A 16,947-nucleotide genomic window follows, 5' to 3' on the forward strand; every position below is an offset into this window, starting at 1 on the left:
GTCAGACGCGGAAGTGGCTGACCATCATCTGCAACTGATTCCCCAGTCGCGCCAGTTCCACGCTGGACTTGGCCGTCTCATCGCTGGCCGCAGCGGTCTGTTCCGACACGTCGCGCACGTTGATGATGCTGCGGCTGATCTCTTCGGCCACCGCGCTTTGCTGCTCGGCCGCGGCCGCGATCTGCTGGTTCATCGACTGGATGTTGGACACCGTGCGGGTGATGTTTTCCAGTGAGGTACCGGCCTTGCGGGTCAGGGCTACGCTGCTGTCGGTCAGGGTGCGGCTGTTATTCATCACGGTCGCCACTTGCTGGGTGCCGTTCTGCAAGGCCGCCACCAGGCCTTCGATTTCCTCGGTGGATTTCTGCGTGCGTTGCGCCAGGCCCCGCACTTCGTCGGCCACCACGGCAAACCCACGTCCGGCTTCACCGGCGCGTGCCGCTTCAATCGCAGCATTGAGGGCCAGCAGGTTGGTCTGTTCGGCCACGGCCTTGATCACGTCCATGACGCTGCCGATCTTGTCGCTTTCCTGTTGCAGCAGGCCCATGGCTTCGGTGGAGCGTGCCACCTCGCTGGCCAGGCGTTCGATCTGGGTAATGGCTTCGCCGACAACCTTGTCCCCTTCGCGGGCTTCACCATCCGCCGCGGCGGCGGCCTGGGAGGCTTGTTCGGCATTGCGCGCGACTTCCTGCACGGTCGCGGTCATCTCGTGCATGGCGGTGGCGACCTGGTCGGTCTCGACTTTCTGGCTGTTGACCCCGGCGCTGGTTTGCTCGGTCACGGCCGACAGTTCTTCGGCCGCGCTGGCGATCTGGGTGACGCCGTCGCGGATACCGCTGATCAGGTCACGCAGGGTCACGCCCATGCGCGCGATGCCTTGTTGCAAGACACCCAGCTCATCGCGGCGGGTCACCCTCACGTCCTGGGACAAGTCGCCGCTGGCGATGCGATCGACCACGGCCAGGGTTTCGCGCAGCGGGCCGGTAATCTGCCGGGTAATGAGAACGGCGGCAATAATGCCGACCAACAGAGCCAGCAGCGTGCTGATCAATTGCAGGGTACGCGCCTGGGCGCTTTCTGCATCGCGACGGTCGAGCTGGATCTGATACAGCTGTTCGCTCAGGCTCACGATGGCCGCGCCCTGGTCGGTCATTTCCTTGCGCGCCTGCACGGCATCGCTGTTCGCGGCTTTGTAAGCCTGCAAGGCGCTGCGGTAGTTGCCCAGTGCGGTCTCCAGTTGACGCAGGGTTTCGGGCTGGACGTCGGTGAAATGCACGTTGAGCTGTTTCAGGCTGGCAATGGCGACGTCCAGTTGAGCGACGGCTTTTTGCTCGGTTTCGGCATTGGTAGTCGCGGTGTAGCCACGCACTTCATAGCGGGCCAGCAAGAACGCTTGCCTGGCGGCGGTGATGGCCTGGAACTGCTCGAAGCGCTGATCACTCGGTGGCAGTTGTTGCACGCGACTGTTCAAATCGTCGATTAGCGTGCTGGCCGTTTCGGCGTTGGCGCCCATGACCTCGCGTGCGCTGTTGCCGGTGCGATAGGCGCCACGCATCTTGGCCAGGGACGTCTTGTAGGCGTCGATGACAGCGCCTTGCTCTTTGAGCAATTTGATGTTTTCCGGGCTCTTGAACTTCGCCAGCAAGGCTTGTTGCTGATCGGAAAAGTCTTGCAGCGTGGCCTGTACATTTTGCGCAGTGACTTCGTCGCCGTTGGTCAGCATGTACTGCAGGCGCACCACGCGCAGCTTGGTCAGGCCCGCGTTGAGCTGGGTGATGTCGCTCATCCAGTTGCTGCGGTCGATCAAACTGCCCAGGCTGGTCCAGCCGGTCAGGGCGAGGACGCAAGTCAGGGCCAGGACCAGGCCGAAGCCCAGGCCCAGTTTCAGGTTCACGCTGATGTTGCCGAACCAGCTATTCATCAAATTCCTCCAGGAACGTGTGTTTCTTGATCGTCGGTTGGCTGGAAGATTGTTGTTTTTAGGCGCCAGCAAGGTGGGTTGCAGGTCTGTATCGGCAGCAATCGTGAGAGCTGAAAGGATTTTGTCGGGCGGATTCTGTAACAAGCCTTTTGCCGCAGGCTTAAGCTTTTTTTCACATTGGTTTCACTGGTAGCCGACGCCCGCCTCCTTACCCTCACGGCACCTGATGAAGGGCTGCGAGGCGGCTTGATGTGGAACTGAGACTGAGTCTGTTCGGAATAACCCGCTCGATCGACCTGAGGCCTTTTGCCCGGTATCGCAATGCGCTTGTGGTGCTGGCCTCGGCGCTGCTGGCGATCATCTTGACAGTATTGCTGTTACGGCCCGCCGCCGTGCCGGACCTAGCCCATGGCAATGTGCAGGGCGCGCGGGCGCTGTTGGCGGGTTGGGCCAAGGGCGACATGATCGTGTTGGTTCGCCATGTCGAGCGTTGCGATCACTCCAGCGCCCCCTGCCTGAGTGGCGACGATGGCATCACCGATCGCTCGCGCAGCGTTGCGGTGGCCGTCGGTGCGCGATTCGAGCGACTGGGTCTGGCGCGGGCCGACATCTACAACAGCCCGATGGTGCGTACCGCGCAGACCAGCGGGTACATGTTCAACAAGGTCGACGCTGGCGACGACTGGTTGATCAACTGCAAAGGCACGATGTTGCGCGACGCCCTGGCGCACAAGGTCGCCGGGCGCAACCTGATCCTGGTGACCCACAGCGAATGCATGGCGCAACTGCAAAAGGATCTCGAGGTGCCCACCTCGACCTTCGGCTACGGCGCCGCGCTTTTCGTCACTGCCCAAGCGCTGCAAGCACCACACGTACTTGGATTCATCGAGGCCTCGGACTGGCACTCGGTGACCACCGAATGAATTCACACTCTGAACCAGGACACACGATGCAGACGGCTTCCCGCTCCCGTTTTTACTGGCTGAACTTTGGTATCCCACTGGCCTGCGCGGTGGTGGTGTTCCTGATGTTCGACCTGACCCGGATCGACATCGCCTTCAACAATCTTTTTTATGATCCGGTGACGCAGACGTTCCCGCTGGACCATGTGCACCTGTTCGAAAAAATCACCCATAAATGGGCGCGGATCATTCCGAACTGGACCGGCGAAATCGCCATCATCGGTGCCTTGCTGTCGTTTCTCTGGCCGCGTTTGAAGGCGGAAAAACACGCGAAAATCATCGCCTTTCTGGAAAAGATCAAAGTTGCGCCGGTACTGCGTTTCGCCACCCGGCATCGTCGGGATTTCCTCTACGTGGTGCTTGCGTTCTCCATCAGCACTGGTGTGATTCACTACCTCAAGGGCCACACCAGTGTGTATTGCCCGATCGAGACGACCCAGTACGGCGGGAAGATCGAGCATAAGGAGTGGTACGAAAATTTCGATCTACTCAAGGTCGCGGGTGACGGTCGCTGCTGGCCGGGCGGGCATGCCTCCGGTGGCTTTACCATGCTCGCCTTGTACTTTGTTGCACGCCGTTACCGCTGGCGCTATTCCAAGGCAATCATGTACGGCTCGCTGGCCCTCGGGTTCGTGTATGGCACGACGCGGGTGGTGCAGGGTTGGCACTACATGTCCCACACCTTCTGGGCCGGGATCTTCGTTTGGCTGGCATGTTTGCTGACGGCGCTGGCGTTTTATGGGCGGGCGCGGTTGGAGATGCCGGTTCTGGGCAAGGCTGAAGAACCGGCGTTGGTGGCTCAACCTGTCGGACTTATGCCTGCGGATCAATAGTATCCAGTGCCCGGTTCACAGCCAGCTCCGCCAGCATGACGATCTGCGCAATCCCCAGCGCGGTGTTGCGCTGGGGGCCGCTGAGGTAAGTGGCGAAATCATTGAGCATGACGCTGGCTGAAGCCAATGATTCGCACGCGTGGGCGAGTAGGCTTTCGGATTTTATGTCGGGGTGGAGCGTGAAGAAGGGGCTGGGGCGGTAGGGTTTTTCAGTTGTGAAAGGCGGATCCGGGATCATCTGAGTTCTCCACTCGATTTGAGAACCACCACAATCACCGATCTCACGCGGAGAAATGGGTGGCAGCTATGTGCGGAGTGAGATTACCGGGAGTAGGAAACCGGCCAGACCGAAGCCTGCCCGCACACAGCCGCCATAAAACATTGCTGACAGCGGATAGCTGGCGGCAATTATGGTGGTACTGGCACTGGATTCATACTCCCGGGATCTCACACCCGATCACTGAGTCGTCAGTGACCAACAAAGGCTAAACAGCCCCCTTCCGACCGACAACCTGAAAGACCTGTGGGATTTTTCCCCGCAATTCGCCCCGGAGTAGGACTTTTCGCAAGACAAAAAAAAGCCCGCGGGAGGGCGGGCAAACCGTAGTTTCTTGAATGAGCGAGGGCAAATTTACAGGGAGTTGCCTGAACGCGGGGTGAAGAAAAGTTCATGTGTGGCCCGGGGGCGAAAGCGGAAAGTGGCTCAATACTCCGTCACCTTCTGCCTGCGTAAAATCCACCCCGCCTCCCCAGGCATCAGTCGGTACTGAATCTCGCGCATTTTCCCCGTCCGCCCCGCCGAGGCCTCCGCACTGTCATACAGCGCAAACCGCTGCACCAATGTGTTTTCCACCACGGCAAACTCATCCTCGCCCCGATAGCCCTTGGCAATCGTCGGGTCTTCGCTGACCGGTGGCAGATAGATCGCACTCAGCGACTTTTTACGGTTGGCGGCGTAGGCCACGAGTTCGCCGGGTAGTCCGCGCCCTGGTGACCTGACGAAGACATAGATTTCCGGTGAGCCATCTCGATCAAGGTCCGCGACCTCCGCCCGGGCAATGTCGCCATTCAGGGGGTGAGTCATGACCGAATTATCGATTTCCAGTCCTTGGGGAGCGATGCGTACTGCACGGCTACCGTCGATCGACTCATCCGTCACATGAAAGACAATGCCCTGCAGTTCCAGCGTCTGGTCGAAAGGCCGGCCGCCATTGCCGGCATCGAAGGCACCGACTTTGCTGGCGGCATGTGCCGGCAGGCAAACCATCGCTGCCAGGAGGGCCAGAATCCGCTTATTCATGTTTTGCATGCCTCAATGCTTCTGTTCAGTGGAGGATCGAGTCTGTAGGGACGTCATCAGCATAGAGCCGCCCACGACCCGCCGGTGATCTATTCTTTTGATTCCGGCCAGCATCGAAAGGGGCAAGACCCATGAACGATTTGCTGAAAAAAGTACTCGACGCCCATGGCCAGCTGGAGCGCTGGAACACGTTCACCACGCTCAACGCCACCATCGTCACCGGCGGGGAATTATGGGCAATGAAAAGCGTGGTGCAAGACACCATGCCCCGCGAGATGACCGTCAGCCTGCACAAGCAAAACGCCAGCGTGACACCCTTCGGCAACCCGCACTGGCGCACGGCATTCCGGGCCGACTACATCGCCATCGAAACCACCGATGGCGAAATCGTGCGCGAGCGATCGAACCCGCGAGAATCATTCGCCGGCCACGCCATGGACACCCCCTGGGACCCGCTGCACCGCGCGTACTTCAGCGGCTACGCCATGTGGACCTACCTGACGACACCATTTTTCATGGCGATGCCGGGTTTCAACGTCACGCAAATCGCACCCTGGCAGGAAGGCCCCGAGACATGGCGCGGCCTGCGGGTCGAGTTTCCAGCACACATCGCCAGCCATAGCCGTTTCCAGGATTTTTACTTCGGGGACGATGGCCTGTTGCGTCGGCATGACTACCACGTCGATGTGGCGGGCGGGTTTGCAGCCGCCCAGTACGTGAGCGAGTACGTTGAGGCCCAGGGCTTTCGTTTTCCCACTCGGCGCAGAGCCTATTTGCGGGGTGAGGATCGGCAGCCATTGCGGGAGAGGGTGATGGTGTCGATTGACTTGAGCGATTTTCGATTGAGCTGAGGGGCAAGGTGGGTCTCTAATCCTGAAATAGATCTAAACCTGATTCACCCCGACGCATCTCCAAATACAAAGAGTAATGAGAGGATGGATATTCCTGCCCAATGGTCCCGAACATTCAGTACGGCGCTTATTGAGCGACAAACTATCGGAGAGTCAGGAGCCGAGGTTTCTCGCATTCGCTGCATCAACGGCGAACACCTGTTCCTGAAGTCCGAATCCATTGGCCCGCACAGTGAGCTGCCGGAAGAGATTAAGCGTCTTCGTTGGATGAACCGGCTAGACCTGCCGGGCCGACCGTTCTTGATGCGACGACAGAGGACAATCGCCATTGGTTACTCATGAGTGCCGTCCCCGGACAAGATTTGGCCAGTGCCAACGACTTGTCTGCGCCCCAAGTCATCAGCGCCCTGGCGATGGCGCTACGTAGGCTGCACCAGGTGCCAACTGAGAAATGTCCCTTTGACCACCCGTTGCAGCAGCGCATGGCAGCCGCCAGGAATCGAGTGAGTGCCGGGCTAGTCGACGAATCAGACTTTGACGATGAGCGGCTGGGGCGGACCGCTGAGGATGTCTTCCTAGAGCTGCTATCTACGCTTCCCGAAACCTATGACCTTGCCGTCACCCACGGCGATGCCTGCCTGCCGAATTTCATGGTCGAAGCGAGCCGTTTTACCGGCTACATCGACTGCGGCCGGCTAGGCATCAGTGACATCTATCAAGACCTTGCCCTGGCTGCCCGAAGCATTGAACGCAATTTGGGACCGGCATGGGTGGCCCCATTTTTTCGTGAGTACGGTGTGGAGCCAGATCAGCAACGTATAGCGTTTTACTGTTTGCTGGACGAGTTCTATTGAGTCTGGCTGGCCTCTTCGCAGGCAAGCCCGCTCCCACAGGGGCGTGTGTTGCAGGGATTACCGAACCCCAGATGCAACAAAACCCGCACTGGGCGGGTTTTGTCTTGCTTCGTATTTGGTGGGCCGGGGTAATTTGAATTCGCTAAGTAAGATATTGATTTATAACATTAATATCTGTTTTTATTTTTAGTTGGAATACCAATTGGAATACTGCATTCCACTTGACCACCCGTTTGCATTCGATCTGACCAGCACGCTTCGTAACTATGATTGGCAGTGAACTGGCCACAGCTGCCGGTGGCGACAGGCAGAGATGGCCAAAAGCAGACTATCGGCCTAAGTCCGCTTCCGGCCGACTCTGTTGAAAAAATCGGCCATGGCTTCCACAGCAGAAAAGTACGCGCTTGAAATTGCAGTCTTTACTTTGAGCAGAGGATTCCACTCAGATTTCGCATAGCTGCGCGAAAAAAAGGCGTTTTCAGCAGTCTGTATGCGGGCAGTCTGGAAGGACCGACTTTTCAACACAATCGGCTATAAGCAGTCATTCAAAGAGTCTTCATAGGTGGGGGCGACTCAAGACGATAAGGTCTCGGATTTTGAAGCCTCATCTGCCACATTTTCACGGAGGGTTGAGTGCGCTGTCCGCTTCAATACATTTGATCGCGAGCCAACGAATAACCGGAAGCACCTGGTGTAGCGCCTGAGCAGCTGATGTGTAAGGCTCAAATGTTGCCGTGGCGACACCTTTGCGGGTTTTTTTTGAGTGAATGACTGCGCAGCGAATCTCATAAAGCCAACGTGCGAGATCTTTTCTGGCTCCATTCGCCTCATTGAATCCCACTATGCTGATACTCGAGGAGGTTGGCAAGTCCGAGATCATAAAAGCTACACTTGCAGAAGGCAGGGCTCCGATGAAATCAGTAACATCAGCATCGCTTACCAGCAACTCTACAACACACTCAATCTGCAGCTTTTCGTTCCGAGCGGTTCTTCCTAGAAGGCGCGGCGCCTCCTCGAAATAGTATTCAAGAACATTATAAAATCCGACAAAGCTTTTTAGGGCATTGAGCTCATGCAGCCCGGAAAAATAGTGAGACAACATAACGGGATTATGAAATCTAGTTGCTACTATCCTCTCGACTGGAAGAGTTGTTTTCGGGGTTCCGATCCCTATCCAACCCACTTTGGCTTCAATGTCTGTCTCAGCGATATTCCGTATGCAGATGTCCGCCATTGCCATAGCCGTATCATAATTTAGTAATCCTTCATCTGGCTTTATGACCCTCAACTTGCCAAAATAGCCGTCACGATAGGGGCCAGGCCATATTCTGACATCGACTTTCTTATCTAAGGCTTCAGTCAGCTTGACGACATAGGGTTCCAAGCAGTTCCTAGTGTAGTTTCGTCCGATATCCCAATCATTAAGATCAATTCTGTCCTCCAAGTCTACAGAAACTATTGACTCGACAGACTCATCGTTCATAACATCAACAGCCAAAACCTCAGTCAAGCCTTGGTCCACGCGTAGATAATGGCCACTTCCGTTCTCGTACCAAAACTTACCTTTCAAGACCTTGAAGGTGATCGTAGATTCAGGGTGCCTCTTGCTGTACTCAAACAAATAGTTATCAATCAAATACTCAATACCATCATCAGATAGTATATCTTCTGGATTTTCAAATCTGACCTTTGCAACTGAATCTAGTTGGCTCAAGTAATAAAATGCCTGAGCGGTGAGCACTGGTTCGCCATGTAGCAGTGGATGGATTATCGCGGGAAACGATAATCCTGAGCAAACCACGACCTTCCCCAGACCCACTCCATTCTCTAGCTGTAGCACTCTATTAGTAGCCATTTTAAACTCCTTATAAATAATTCTGCAGTGCCAGCGTATTTAATCAAGTGTTTGCAGCCGATCCGCCCCGTCATTTGTATTTTACTTGCGCACCAACTGCAGGGAATTTGAATTGCACCTATTTCCGTAGATATTCTGAGTATCTGCTTTTGGCCCGTTGTGTTGAAAAAGTCGGTTCGCTCAAACTGCCCGGATATTGACCGGTGAAAACGTCACTTTGCACGCTGCTACGTGAAATCTGAGCCCGGAAGCCTTTGCCCAAAAGTAAGGATTTCAATCTCGGGCGCGTACTTTTCCGCCGTGGAAACCAAGGTCGACTGTTTTCGACAGAATCGGCCGATTGCAGCCCTTCTCAACAGGCAGCAACCGGCTCATAACTGCTGACCAGATTCGGCAGAAGTTTACAAAAAATTGCCTATGATAACCGGCGGATAGCAGTCAGACACGGTATTAAATCGGCTGAACGATCCTCGCCTCGATAATAAATAATATGTATTAGCCTGAATTCGCACGATCAAACTCCAGTTGACTATCTTATTCTTGGATCCCATCAACAGAGATTTTTACCACACTCACTTGACCGGGGTACGTAAATCTATCTATCTCTTCGTACGAAGCTTTCACAGATAGGTAGAGATAGTCGAGAAGCAAGTCCTTCTCTTGTGAGCTAAGCACTACTGGAGTTACTAAACTCATCGGGGTGGCGTGCAATAACCTGCTAGTAAATGAATAGAGGAATTTATAGTGCGACTCCATTCCTAGTTTTGACGCCCGCTCCGCCCAATTCCAACGTACAGCTTTTTCTAAAAATTCGGGCTCAAGCAATGGATTAGTATCGGCGGGCTTCGACCTTAGTAATTCATTCATATGTTCTTTCAATGTCTTTATCCGAGCCTCATGATGCGGAATAGCATCATTTTCTATGAGGTGTGCTTGATAAGCATAGCCGTTATGTTTTGCCTGCTGTGCATAGATTGAAAACGCAGATCTTGCCTTTAGGTCAACTTTTTCCCTGCACTCGTTTATGAGGTTACTGACAAGCGCAGCTTTATCGTCCTCTGATGTATTGTTGTCAATCAAATCAATAATTGAATCAAAGTCTGGAACATCTTCAAGCTCGAGCTGCTTGAAGAGTTCAATTTCTTCGCGTGCTTTTGCAATTGCCTGCATTTGGCTATCCAGTTGCTGCTGCAAAAGCTGGCGATAAAATACTAAGCCGTAGTGTCTGTCTTCGTTGAATAGCTTTAGCCAAATGAGATTTTCAAATGCGTTGCGTGCTAAAGCAATGACAGAAATATCCTGCTCAAGACCGGAGGGTGTGATGAGGTGCTGAAATTTTTCAACTGTGCCCAGTTGGGCTTTCAACACCCAGGTTTCCGACTTTATCTTGTAATCAGGACCTGAAAACTGAAGCCATTGCAGTTGTCCGTTAAGCTTTGCTTTTATTAGCTCGGCCTGATCATTAACCAATGCCAGCAGGTCGCCTTTTAAAACTGATTCTCTATTTTCGTTCATCTATACAATCCGACTCTTCAATTATTCAAAATTTACTTTGCTATTGACCCATCTGGATCAGGGTAATGAAATGCTGCACTATCTAAGCACTACCATGCGATGATGTCATTTTAATATTGCTCGCCTTGTGGTTGGAGGCCGTTCCTAGCGGTTACCTCTCGTTAATCGCCGAAGCCCGTCGTCGAAAAGAGCCCTATCTCAACGGCAGCTCTCGGCTCAGATTGTGGAAAAACGCGGTCTCACGCTAATGCCCTGGCTCGGTGGGGTTACGCAGAGAGGCCGCTGACCACTCTAGGCGAAGCTTGAGCCGGTGCAGCTTGCCCAATGCTTGACCCGCGAGCTGTAAACCCTGTTTTCAAGCCAAAAGCGCTCTGATCAGGCGGTTGACATCCACGATATTAGTTGTCTAATCCTGGAGTTAAGCCGCCTGCTTTAGCGGGTCGGTTTTTGAATTATTTGTTAGGCTGACACTTGGTCGCCAAATACCTGCAGGAATCTGTTCAGATTTTCATTAGTGGTTGCGAGAACATCTGCCGATTGCACTACGCCGAATTCACGATATAGGAAAATTTCGCACATTAGAGAATATGCATAAATAAACAAGAAATAAGCATGAGCGTACGTTTTTAACGTTGCTTTGCTTGAGCGGAATGGGGGACGAACACTTCCATGAAAGCGTTCGTTCCTAAATTGCGGAAGAATTGTGCTGATCATCAGTCGATCAACTTGATCGGCAGAAAGCTGATAGCTATTTGTCCCCAGTGCAACTTGCTTGCCAGCTATAATCAGCTTGAGTAAGCCGCCTAGCTTTCTTTGAGTTCCAGCTCTTTTGTCAGGGACAAGCCATTCATTGTCGTATTTGATATGAATATCAGAAAGCAGTCCAACACCCAACGTGTTTTCCACTCTTTTGGTAAAGGCCTCGGAGTGCTCATTTGGATTGGCAACGCTATCTAGAATTCGTTTGGCAAAGAATTCGCAAGTTTGCAGTGGGATATGTGCTGCCAGCGTGTAATGCGAGTTGGATGTGAAACTGCTGGCCAATATGTGTGCCGAAAATACAGAGAATCTGGACTGACTACTAGACGTTCCAGGACTAGCTTTCAGGCGGAAAAACTCCGCATCGAGAGCTTTCCATATCTGGTCAAACGAAAAATCAGGACGGAGAGGCAGATAGTCTAGTGAATCAATGCAGTGCGAAAGAAGTGTCTGGAAGTCATGGCTGTCGGAGTGCTTTATCTGAACTGGAAGAAAAACAGATTCCACATTGTTCTTTGCAAGACGTTGAACCAAGGACTCTTCGGTCGGGAACAAAAATCTTGCAGGCCAGGCGTTGTTAAATTTTGTTCTACTCTCACGTGTATTTAACATGGGAATCCTTATTTATTCCTAACTTTAAGTAGGCGACAGAAGTGGCGTATAGTATTTAACCGTTTGTGTCGCATAACGCTCCCCGTCCATGCATAACTCGCGAATCAGGCCAGAAAAGCGACATAGACTTTCGCAGGTTATGCATACGTTAGCCGCGTGTCCATAGTCCGCTTTTGACCGGCTGTGTAAAAACGTTTTAGAGCAGAGTTTACGGTCAGAGGCGGACCGAAAATCGCGCTCCTAGCAGATCTCACGTAGCAACGCAGACTTCAAAACGGTGCAAGCGTTTTCACACAGCTTGGGCCGATAGCTGTCGTTGAGCGGTTGAATCGAAACTTCTGGCAGCCTCTGACTCACTTAAACCTCTCATAAAGACTACAGGTAATATATTTCCTGGGTATCCTGTGTGTTTTATTTAGGCTGCGCTGGCGGTGAATTTCTATCGAGTAGTCACCCCTTTTCTCATTAATGCAAAGTGACATTCTTTTAGCGCTGTATTCACCATATAACCTTGCGTCAAGGTCGGTTAGATATTTCACCTCGTTTTCATAGGCGAAATATACCTTGAGAGGTATTTTTCCAATATCCATGTTGTTTAGGGTGACGTTTGTTAAAGCTGTATTCTGGTGGTTGTCGAGCTCTTTCAGCTGGCCTTCATGGTCGATGAATGCTGTTGGATTTATCAAGTTGAACTGAAGGTTTTTGTTGTTCGCAACGCGCTTAAACTCCCTTGGATTGAATGTAGATTTTGCGGGTGTCGATGGGTCGCTTTTCTTGAATATATTTAGGTCGGGCCAGCTTGATGCAGCAATTGAAACTAATTTATCCGCATTGTATGCATCATTATGATCACCAACGATTATGGTGTAAAAATAATCTTTCGTAAAAACTCCAAAAACTAGCTCCTCTCTAATCCCGCCTTTTTGATTTTTGTATAAGTGAAAATGAGAGATATTGCATGTGTAAAGTAAATAATCAATTGATTGCCAGTCATTTACTCTCTTGCTCATGTATCCGTTTATATCTTCTCCAGACTCAATTTTTCTTTGCAAGGAAAGCCATATTTCATCGCTCGCCCATTTGCTGTTTTTGAATTCATTGCTTAGGAGCACAGTCCTGTTTCGAGGTGTAATGCGTTTATGCTGCATGCAGCAATAAATTATTGGAGCTATGTCGGGCTGGTAGCTCTTCATTTTTCTGATGTCTAGATTGAACTCAGTTATTAGCTTTTTTCTGAACCAATGAAACCAGCTTGATTGCAATGTTTTTTCCATGACTATCTCGATGTTTAAAAATTACTAATTCCGGATCAGCTGGCTGTCTGCTTCAGACTAGAATGTACTGCAATGTGGAGCAGGCAAGATACCCCATAACCCGACAGCGCTAGTTGCCCAATTACGGCCCAGGGCTAACATCTTGAGCTAGTTTTGGGCTCGGGAACGCCCGCTTCTGGCCGTTTTCGGTCTGTCACGACTAACCGGTTTCGGTTGTTTTTTGCCAGTGCGGCGGTGTTTTTCAAGCAGGTTTATCCGCAAGAGAATATCCACGCTTAGAGATGAAGACGGGCCAGTGAGCCTGGAGGGTGCCTACCCACGATTCGAGCGCCCGATCAGCAATTCTCGGTCGCTCCCTAATCGCTTCCAGATCAATAGGACGGTGAGCCAATAGTAATACCGGGTGGCGTCGGAATGGTCTTTCAGGTGCTGAGTGAGAAACCAGCGCACATGCTTGAGCTGCCAGGTCCAGGGATTGTCTCGCTGCCAGCGCTGTTGAATGGCGGCTTGCATGATTCGGGCTTGCCGTAGGTGTCGTTGTCGCGTGGCCTTCGATCCGGTCAGAACGCCGCTCAGGAACAGCTCCATATCAAACGGCTTGCTCACGCTCTCCCCCCGATGTAGGCCGACATCACATCGATCCGGTTATGCCCAAACTCAACGCTGATCTGTTGCCGCGCCTGTTGATCAAGGCCGCGGTCAATGCGATAGGGGCCACCATTGACTAGTGCCGCGTGCCCCGTGAGCTGCTCATAACGCTCGCAGGCGTAGGCCGCTCGCAGTTCATGAAAGCCCTTCAGCCCGTGTTCATGCAGCGTTTCGCGGGCGGGGAGCACAGTCTGTTGCAGGAATTCGGCGTAGCTTTCGTCGCGGGCCAGCAAGTTGCGACTGCGGGGCGGCGACGCATGACGAGCCAACTGTAGGGCCTCTTTCACCGCTTCATTGGCCACGACCCATCGCGGCGCTGATGCCCCTGAGCGGCCGCCTTTGGTGCCGTCCTGGATGTTGATGCGGCCTAAGTGTTCGGCTTCGCGGTGCAAGCGTGGCAGGTCAGCCAGGATCGCTTCGCGCAGGCGCATGCCGGTTGTTCGGGCCAAAAGAACAATCGCGGCCACCCGCTCGTGTTGCTGTTCGCCAAGCGCCTCAAGTACTCGCCGCACTTGTTGGTGGTCTTGGCCATCCGGCGCGCGGGTGCGTACGCTCGAGCGCTTCTGTCCCAACGCCTGACTCGGGCTGGCGATCCTCACGTCCTGATCACCGCGCAGCGCCGCGAGGGTGTGGTTGACGCTGCTCAGGCGGTTCTGCGCGGTAGCGATGCAGAGTTCACCTTGCTGGATCTGCTGGCGCAGGTAAGCGGCGTAGTCTTGCAGCGTCTGTCGATCGATCTGGCGCGCATCGTTGTAACCGGGGCCGTCCTCTGATCGACACCAACGCACAAACGCTTGCCAGCGATCACTATGCGCTTTGACCGTGGCGAAGTGGCCGCCGGCAAACAAATCCTTGAGCGCTTGTGGGCCGGCGTAGCTCAGCTGGCGGCCATAGCCAAAGTTGCGACCATCACGCCGACCGACCAGAGCCATCGTCATCACCGTTTTCGTTTGTTTGCAGAAAGAGCAGCAAGGCTTTCCAGTGGGGGCTGAGTCTGTCCACCTGCTGCCAGTGTGTTGGGCGGATTAGGAGGGCGTTCTTCTGATGTTGCAGCAGTGCCCCTTCCTCACGCAGTTGCTCGATCAGCAGGGCGAGGTTGGCAGGCTCAACTGGTGGTGTGGCGACAGCGGCGACACCGGCGACAACCCGCGTCGTTTCTGGCCTGGCGCGTGGCGACAGGGTGGCGACAGAGGCGGCGACACGCCGCGATTCGGGTTGTGGTTGTTGTTGCGCCTGGTAGCGACGCACCGCGTCATTGAGGCGAAACATGGCGGACCTCGAAAGTTTTTCCGTCGCGGCTGCTCAGCCAGCGATGAGTGATCAGTACCACCAATAAAGAGGCGGTATGGTCAGCGCTCTTGCGGGCAAAACGAGGGCCGTTGCGATTGACGTCGCGGATGGTGAAGTGGGTCCAGCCTTTCTGCGCCAGCCAGCGCAGCAGCCGATCCGCCTCTTCGCATCGGCTATTGACCGGCTCCCGTTCGGTCAGGCGCTGGATCTCGGCCAGGTAGTAATCCATCAACGTGGAGGCGCGCTGGATGTGTGCTTCCTCCAACTGACTGGCCTCTTCAACCATGGCCAGCACGCCCGCGATGCGCAGCACATTCGCCGCGGCTTTGCCCGCGACAGGCTGGACGCCGGCCAGCTCGCCGAACTCGCCAGACTGGCACTCGATCGTGTCGTGAATATCGATCCAGGCACGACGGGCACGGGGAGTCAGTTCCAGCGTGACGGGATTGAGTGATCCATCCTTGTGAAGCGACCAGGGCTTTTGCAGCAGGGCGGTGATCCGTTGTTGGTAGCGCTGGACTTTGGCATCTCTAGTCAGGTCGATTGCCTTGTAGAGTCGCTGGCCGGCCAGGCGCTCGGGCCAACTGATCAGGCAGCGACCGAGGATGCCTTGTCCATTGATCACCGGGTCTTTGAACAGCTGGTTGGCTAGGTAGGGCTGCAGCATCAGATGCAGGCTGAGGCGGCGGTCATAGGCGCGCAGGCTTTCTCCGGCCATAGAGCGGGCCCGGTCGATAGGGCTGCCATCCCACAGTGTCGACAAGGTGGTGATCGCCTTGAGCAGATTCTCTTTGCTCATGGTGCTGCTGCCCAAGAACTGTCCACCTTCATCATTGAACAAGCCCATGCTGGGCAAGCCATGGCACAGACTTTTGACTAGGGCCTCAATGGTGGGCTCGGCAATGATCAGTCTCGGCGGTACCGGCTCGGATAGTTCACCGCCTTCCGCCTCCGCGTGCTTCTTTGAGGTTTTGGGTTTGGCCATGATGCTGGTAGCTGCGCGATAGGCTTTGCGCTTTTCCGCATACAGGGTCCACTGTTGCCGCTCCCAGTCGCGCGCTGCCCTTAATGCCAGGTGATCCACCGCGCTTTTGCGATCCCCCGAGGACGCCACCGTCAGTAGGTAGAGGGACAGCGGATAGGTTCGACCGTCGAGTTGGGCATTGGCGTGGCCCTGGCTCACCAAGGCAGTGGTAGCCAGCACCGACTGTGCAGCCATGGCGCAGGGCACGCCGATCACCTCGGCCAGTCGCTCGACCGCAGGGCCCAACAGATCCCCGAGTGCTTCGACCGGGTAGGGCAGTGGCGCCTGCTGGTACTCCAGCAATGGTTGTGGGGGCTCGAACGCTTCGCACAGTTGCATCAAAATTCTCCTGAGATTATCGACTTCGTCCTCACTCATCCCGCCACGGTTGTTGAGTGTTATCAGGGATCAAGGCCCCTGCGACCTGTGAGGTTTGTCCACTAACGCGGGACTGGCGGCTCCTTACGGCCGGGAGCTTGGGCATCTCATGATCTGGCCTCCTCAACACCAATAGCGGTGGGCGGGTGGAGGCTGCACTGGCTGACGAGGCCGGTGTCGCGAGATCCTGAGTCGGGTGAAGGCAGTGAGGCGATGACTGGGGCATGCCTGACTGTCAGTCAGGTGCAGTCCATTTCATGGGCTGCGGCACCATCATCGGCATCGCTGTGGCGAGTGAGCATTCGGTGTTTGTCACGCCGATTGTCACGAGGGGGAAAGCCGCAAAGGCCCGTGCGAGCAGGGCTGCAGCAGTGTGATATGCGCCCGTCTCTTTAGGGGGCAAAGAGACGGGCAAAAGGTTGGCGCAGAAATAGCCAAGCGGATAAGTTGCTGCAGAGCAGCCAGGAGGGGGGCATGAGTTGCCGCAGTGGGCATTCTGGAAGAAGTGGCATCCATCACATCGCTGTGACCGTGCGAGCCGCCGGACGCTAATCGCACTTGGGGAAAACCACCACGATGTGGCGTAGCCTCAAAGGTTCTGGCTACCTGGGTGCTGTCGAGGACAGCGCTTGTACGGTTCTGGTTTAGCGCTCGTTTTGCTCGCGGTCAACAGCATTTTGGGGGCGACTCTTGCGCCAATCGGTAGCGCTGGAAGACCTTGGAAGTCGGTGGCATTCCATGGCCGGGTGGTCGTTCGTCGGTTTTTAATGTGAGCCCATGAGAGTGGGAATGCGGAGCCTTCCCGCTCGCGTGGGCTTGGCCGAGAAAGCCCCAAGAGAGAGGCTTGCAGCGGCGACAGTCGCCACCTCTG

The 16,947-nt window shown here is 54.5% G+C and carries 15 protein-coding genes; 4 read left to right on the forward strand and 11 right to left on the reverse strand.

Annotated elements, in window-relative coordinates:
• Window position 1: 1 nt before the first annotated feature.
• On the reverse strand, window positions 2-1,921 hold the full coding sequence (locus PG5_RS07375) for a methyl-accepting chemotaxis protein (protein ID WP_020796484.1): 1,920 nt from the start codon (window positions 1,919-1,921) through the stop codon (window positions 2-4).
• A 251-nt stretch (window positions 1,922-2,172) separates the two neighbouring features.
• On the opposite strand from PG5_RS07375, the gene PG5_RS07380 reads away from it, so the two are divergent.
• Both PG5_RS07380 and PG5_RS07385 read left to right on the forward strand, forming a co-directional pair.
• Entirely contained in the window at window positions 2,173-2,844 is a 672-nt protein-coding gene (locus PG5_RS07380) for a histidine phosphatase family protein (protein WP_020796485.1), read from the forward strand.
• A gap of 26 nt (window positions 2,845-2,870) precedes the next feature.
• Entirely contained in the window at window positions 2,871-3,716 is an 846-nt protein-coding gene (locus tag PG5_RS07385) for a phosphatase PAP2 family protein (RefSeq protein WP_020796486.1), read from the forward strand.
• Here the strand turns inward: PG5_RS07385 and PG5_RS07390 are convergent.
• Entirely contained in the window at window positions 3,697-3,954 is a 258-nt protein-coding gene (locus PG5_RS07390) for a DUF6124 family protein (RefSeq protein WP_042955268.1), read from the reverse strand. The genes PG5_RS07385 and PG5_RS07390 overlap by 20 nt on opposite strands.
• Window positions 3,955-4,419: 465 nt before the next feature.
• Window positions 4,420-5,025 (reverse strand): hypothetical protein, encoded by a 606-nt coding sequence (locus PG5_RS07395; protein WP_256228183.1) that lies wholly within the window; start codon window positions 5,023-5,025, stop codon window positions 4,420-4,422.
• A 122-nt stretch (window positions 5,026-5,147) separates the two neighbouring features.
• On the opposite strand from PG5_RS07395, the gene PG5_RS07400 reads away from it, so the two are divergent.
• Both PG5_RS07400 and PG5_RS07405 read left to right on the forward strand, forming a co-directional pair.
• Complete coding sequence (locus PG5_RS07400) at window positions 5,148-5,867, forward strand: hypothetical protein (RefSeq protein WP_020796489.1); 720 nt, start codon at window positions 5,148-5,150, stop codon at window positions 5,865-5,867.
• Window positions 5,868-6,205: 338 nt separating this feature from the next.
• The gene (locus PG5_RS07405; RefSeq protein ID WP_256228186.1) at window positions 6,206-6,721 is read left to right on the forward strand and encodes an APH(3') family aminoglycoside O-phosphotransferase; all 516 of its coding nucleotides are present in this window, start codon (window positions 6,206-6,208) and stop codon (window positions 6,719-6,721) included.
• Between the two features lie 619 nt (window positions 6,722-7,340).
• On the opposite strand, the gene PG5_RS07410 is transcribed toward PG5_RS07405, so the two are convergent.
• The 8 genes from PG5_RS07410 to PG5_RS07445 all read right to left on the reverse strand — a co-directional run bounded on the left by PG5_RS07410 (window position 7,341) and on the right by PG5_RS07445 (window position 16,037).
• On the reverse strand, window positions 7,341-8,576 hold the full coding sequence (locus PG5_RS07410) for a hypothetical protein (RefSeq protein WP_020796492.1): 1,236 nt from the start codon (window positions 8,574-8,576) through the stop codon (window positions 7,341-7,343).
• Between the two features lie 534 nt (window positions 8,577-9,110).
• The gene (locus PG5_RS07415; RefSeq protein WP_020796493.1) at window positions 9,111-10,091 is read right to left on the reverse strand and encodes a DUF5677 domain-containing protein; all 981 of its coding nucleotides are present in this window, start codon (window positions 10,089-10,091) and stop codon (window positions 9,111-9,113) included.
• A gap of 459 nt (window positions 10,092-10,550) precedes the next feature.
• A complete protein-coding gene (locus PG5_RS07420; protein WP_052024676.1) occupies window positions 10,551-11,462 on the reverse strand; it encodes a hypothetical protein in 912 nt (303 codons plus the stop codon).
• Between the two features lie 353 nt (window positions 11,463-11,815).
• A complete protein-coding gene (locus tag PG5_RS07425) occupies window positions 11,816-12,736 on the reverse strand; it encodes a hypothetical protein (RefSeq protein WP_020796496.1) in 921 nt (306 codons plus the stop codon).
• A gap of 312 nt (window positions 12,737-13,048) precedes the next feature.
• Window positions 13,049-13,342, reverse strand: coding sequence for a hypothetical protein (locus PG5_RS07430; RefSeq protein WP_042955269.1), 294 nt, complete (start codon window positions 13,340-13,342; stop codon window positions 13,049-13,051).
• Window positions 13,339-14,316, reverse strand: coding sequence for an integrase domain-containing protein (locus PG5_RS07435; RefSeq protein ID WP_020796498.1), 978 nt, complete (start codon window positions 14,314-14,316; stop codon window positions 13,339-13,341). Before PG5_RS07435 ends, PG5_RS07430 begins: the two co-directional genes overlap by 4 nt.
• The gene (locus PG5_RS07440; RefSeq protein ID WP_020796499.1) at window positions 14,294-14,653 is read right to left on the reverse strand and encodes a hypothetical protein; all 360 of its coding nucleotides are present in this window, start codon (window positions 14,651-14,653) and stop codon (window positions 14,294-14,296) included. Before PG5_RS07440 ends, PG5_RS07435 begins: the two co-directional genes overlap by 23 nt.
• Window positions 14,637-16,037, reverse strand: coding sequence for a YfjI family protein (locus PG5_RS07445; RefSeq protein WP_020796500.1), 1,401 nt, complete (start codon window positions 16,035-16,037; stop codon window positions 14,637-14,639). The genes PG5_RS07440 and PG5_RS07445 overlap by 17 nt, the downstream gene beginning before the upstream one ends.
• Window positions 16,038-16,947: the final 910 nt, after the last annotated feature.

The organism is Pseudomonas sp. G5(2012) (assembly GCF_000408945.1).
GTDB classification, from domain to species: Bacteria; Pseudomonadota; Gammaproteobacteria; order Pseudomonadales; family Pseudomonadaceae; genus Aquipseudomonas; species Aquipseudomonas umsongensis.

Bases quoted from the DNA above. Each gene is read 5' to 3' on its own strand.
- PG5_RS07375 (WP_020796484.1), bottom strand. From the start codon at position 1,921: ATGAATAGCTGGTTCGGCAACATCAGCGTGAACCTGAAACTGGGCCTG.
- PG5_RS07385 (WP_020796486.1), top strand. From the start codon at position 2,871: ATGCAGACGGCTTCCCGCTCCCGTTTTTACTGGCTGAACTTTGGTATC.
- PG5_RS07390 (WP_042955268.1), bottom strand. From the start codon at position 3,954: ATGATCCCGGATCCGCCTTTCACAACTGAAAAACCCTACCGCCCCAGC.
- PG5_RS07395 (WP_256228183.1), bottom strand. From the start codon at position 5,025: ATGCAAAACATGAATAAGCGGATTCTGGCCCTCCTGGCAGCGATGGTT.
- PG5_RS07400 (WP_020796489.1), top strand. From the start codon at position 5,148: ATGAACGATTTGCTGAAAAAAGTACTCGACGCCCATGGCCAGCTGGAG.
- PG5_RS07405 (WP_256228186.1), top strand. From the start codon at position 6,206: ATGAGTGCCGTCCCCGGACAAGATTTGGCCAGTGCCAACGACTTGTCT.
- PG5_RS07410 (WP_020796492.1), bottom strand. From the start codon at position 8,576: ATGGCTACTAATAGAGTGCTACAGCTAGAGAATGGAGTGGGTCTGGGG.
- PG5_RS07415 (WP_020796493.1), bottom strand. From the start codon at position 10,091: ATGAACGAAAATAGAGAATCAGTTTTAAAAGGCGACCTGCTGGCATTG.
- PG5_RS07420 (WP_052024676.1), bottom strand. From the start codon at position 11,462: ATGTTAAATACACGTGAGAGTAGAACAAAATTTAACAACGCCTGGCCT.
- PG5_RS07425 (WP_020796496.1), bottom strand. From the start codon at position 12,736: ATGGAAAAAACATTGCAATCAAGCTGGTTTCATTGGTTCAGAAAAAAG.
- PG5_RS07435 (WP_020796498.1), bottom strand. From the start codon at position 14,316: ATGGCTCTGGTCGGTCGGCGTGATGGTCGCAACTTTGGCTATGGCCGC.
- PG5_RS07440 (WP_020796499.1), bottom strand. From the start codon at position 14,653: ATGTTTCGCCTCAATGACGCGGTGCGTCGCTACCAGGCGCAACAACAA.
- PG5_RS07445 (WP_020796500.1), bottom strand. From the start codon at position 16,037: ATGCAACTGTGCGAAGCGTTCGAGCCCCCACAACCATTGCTGGAGTAC.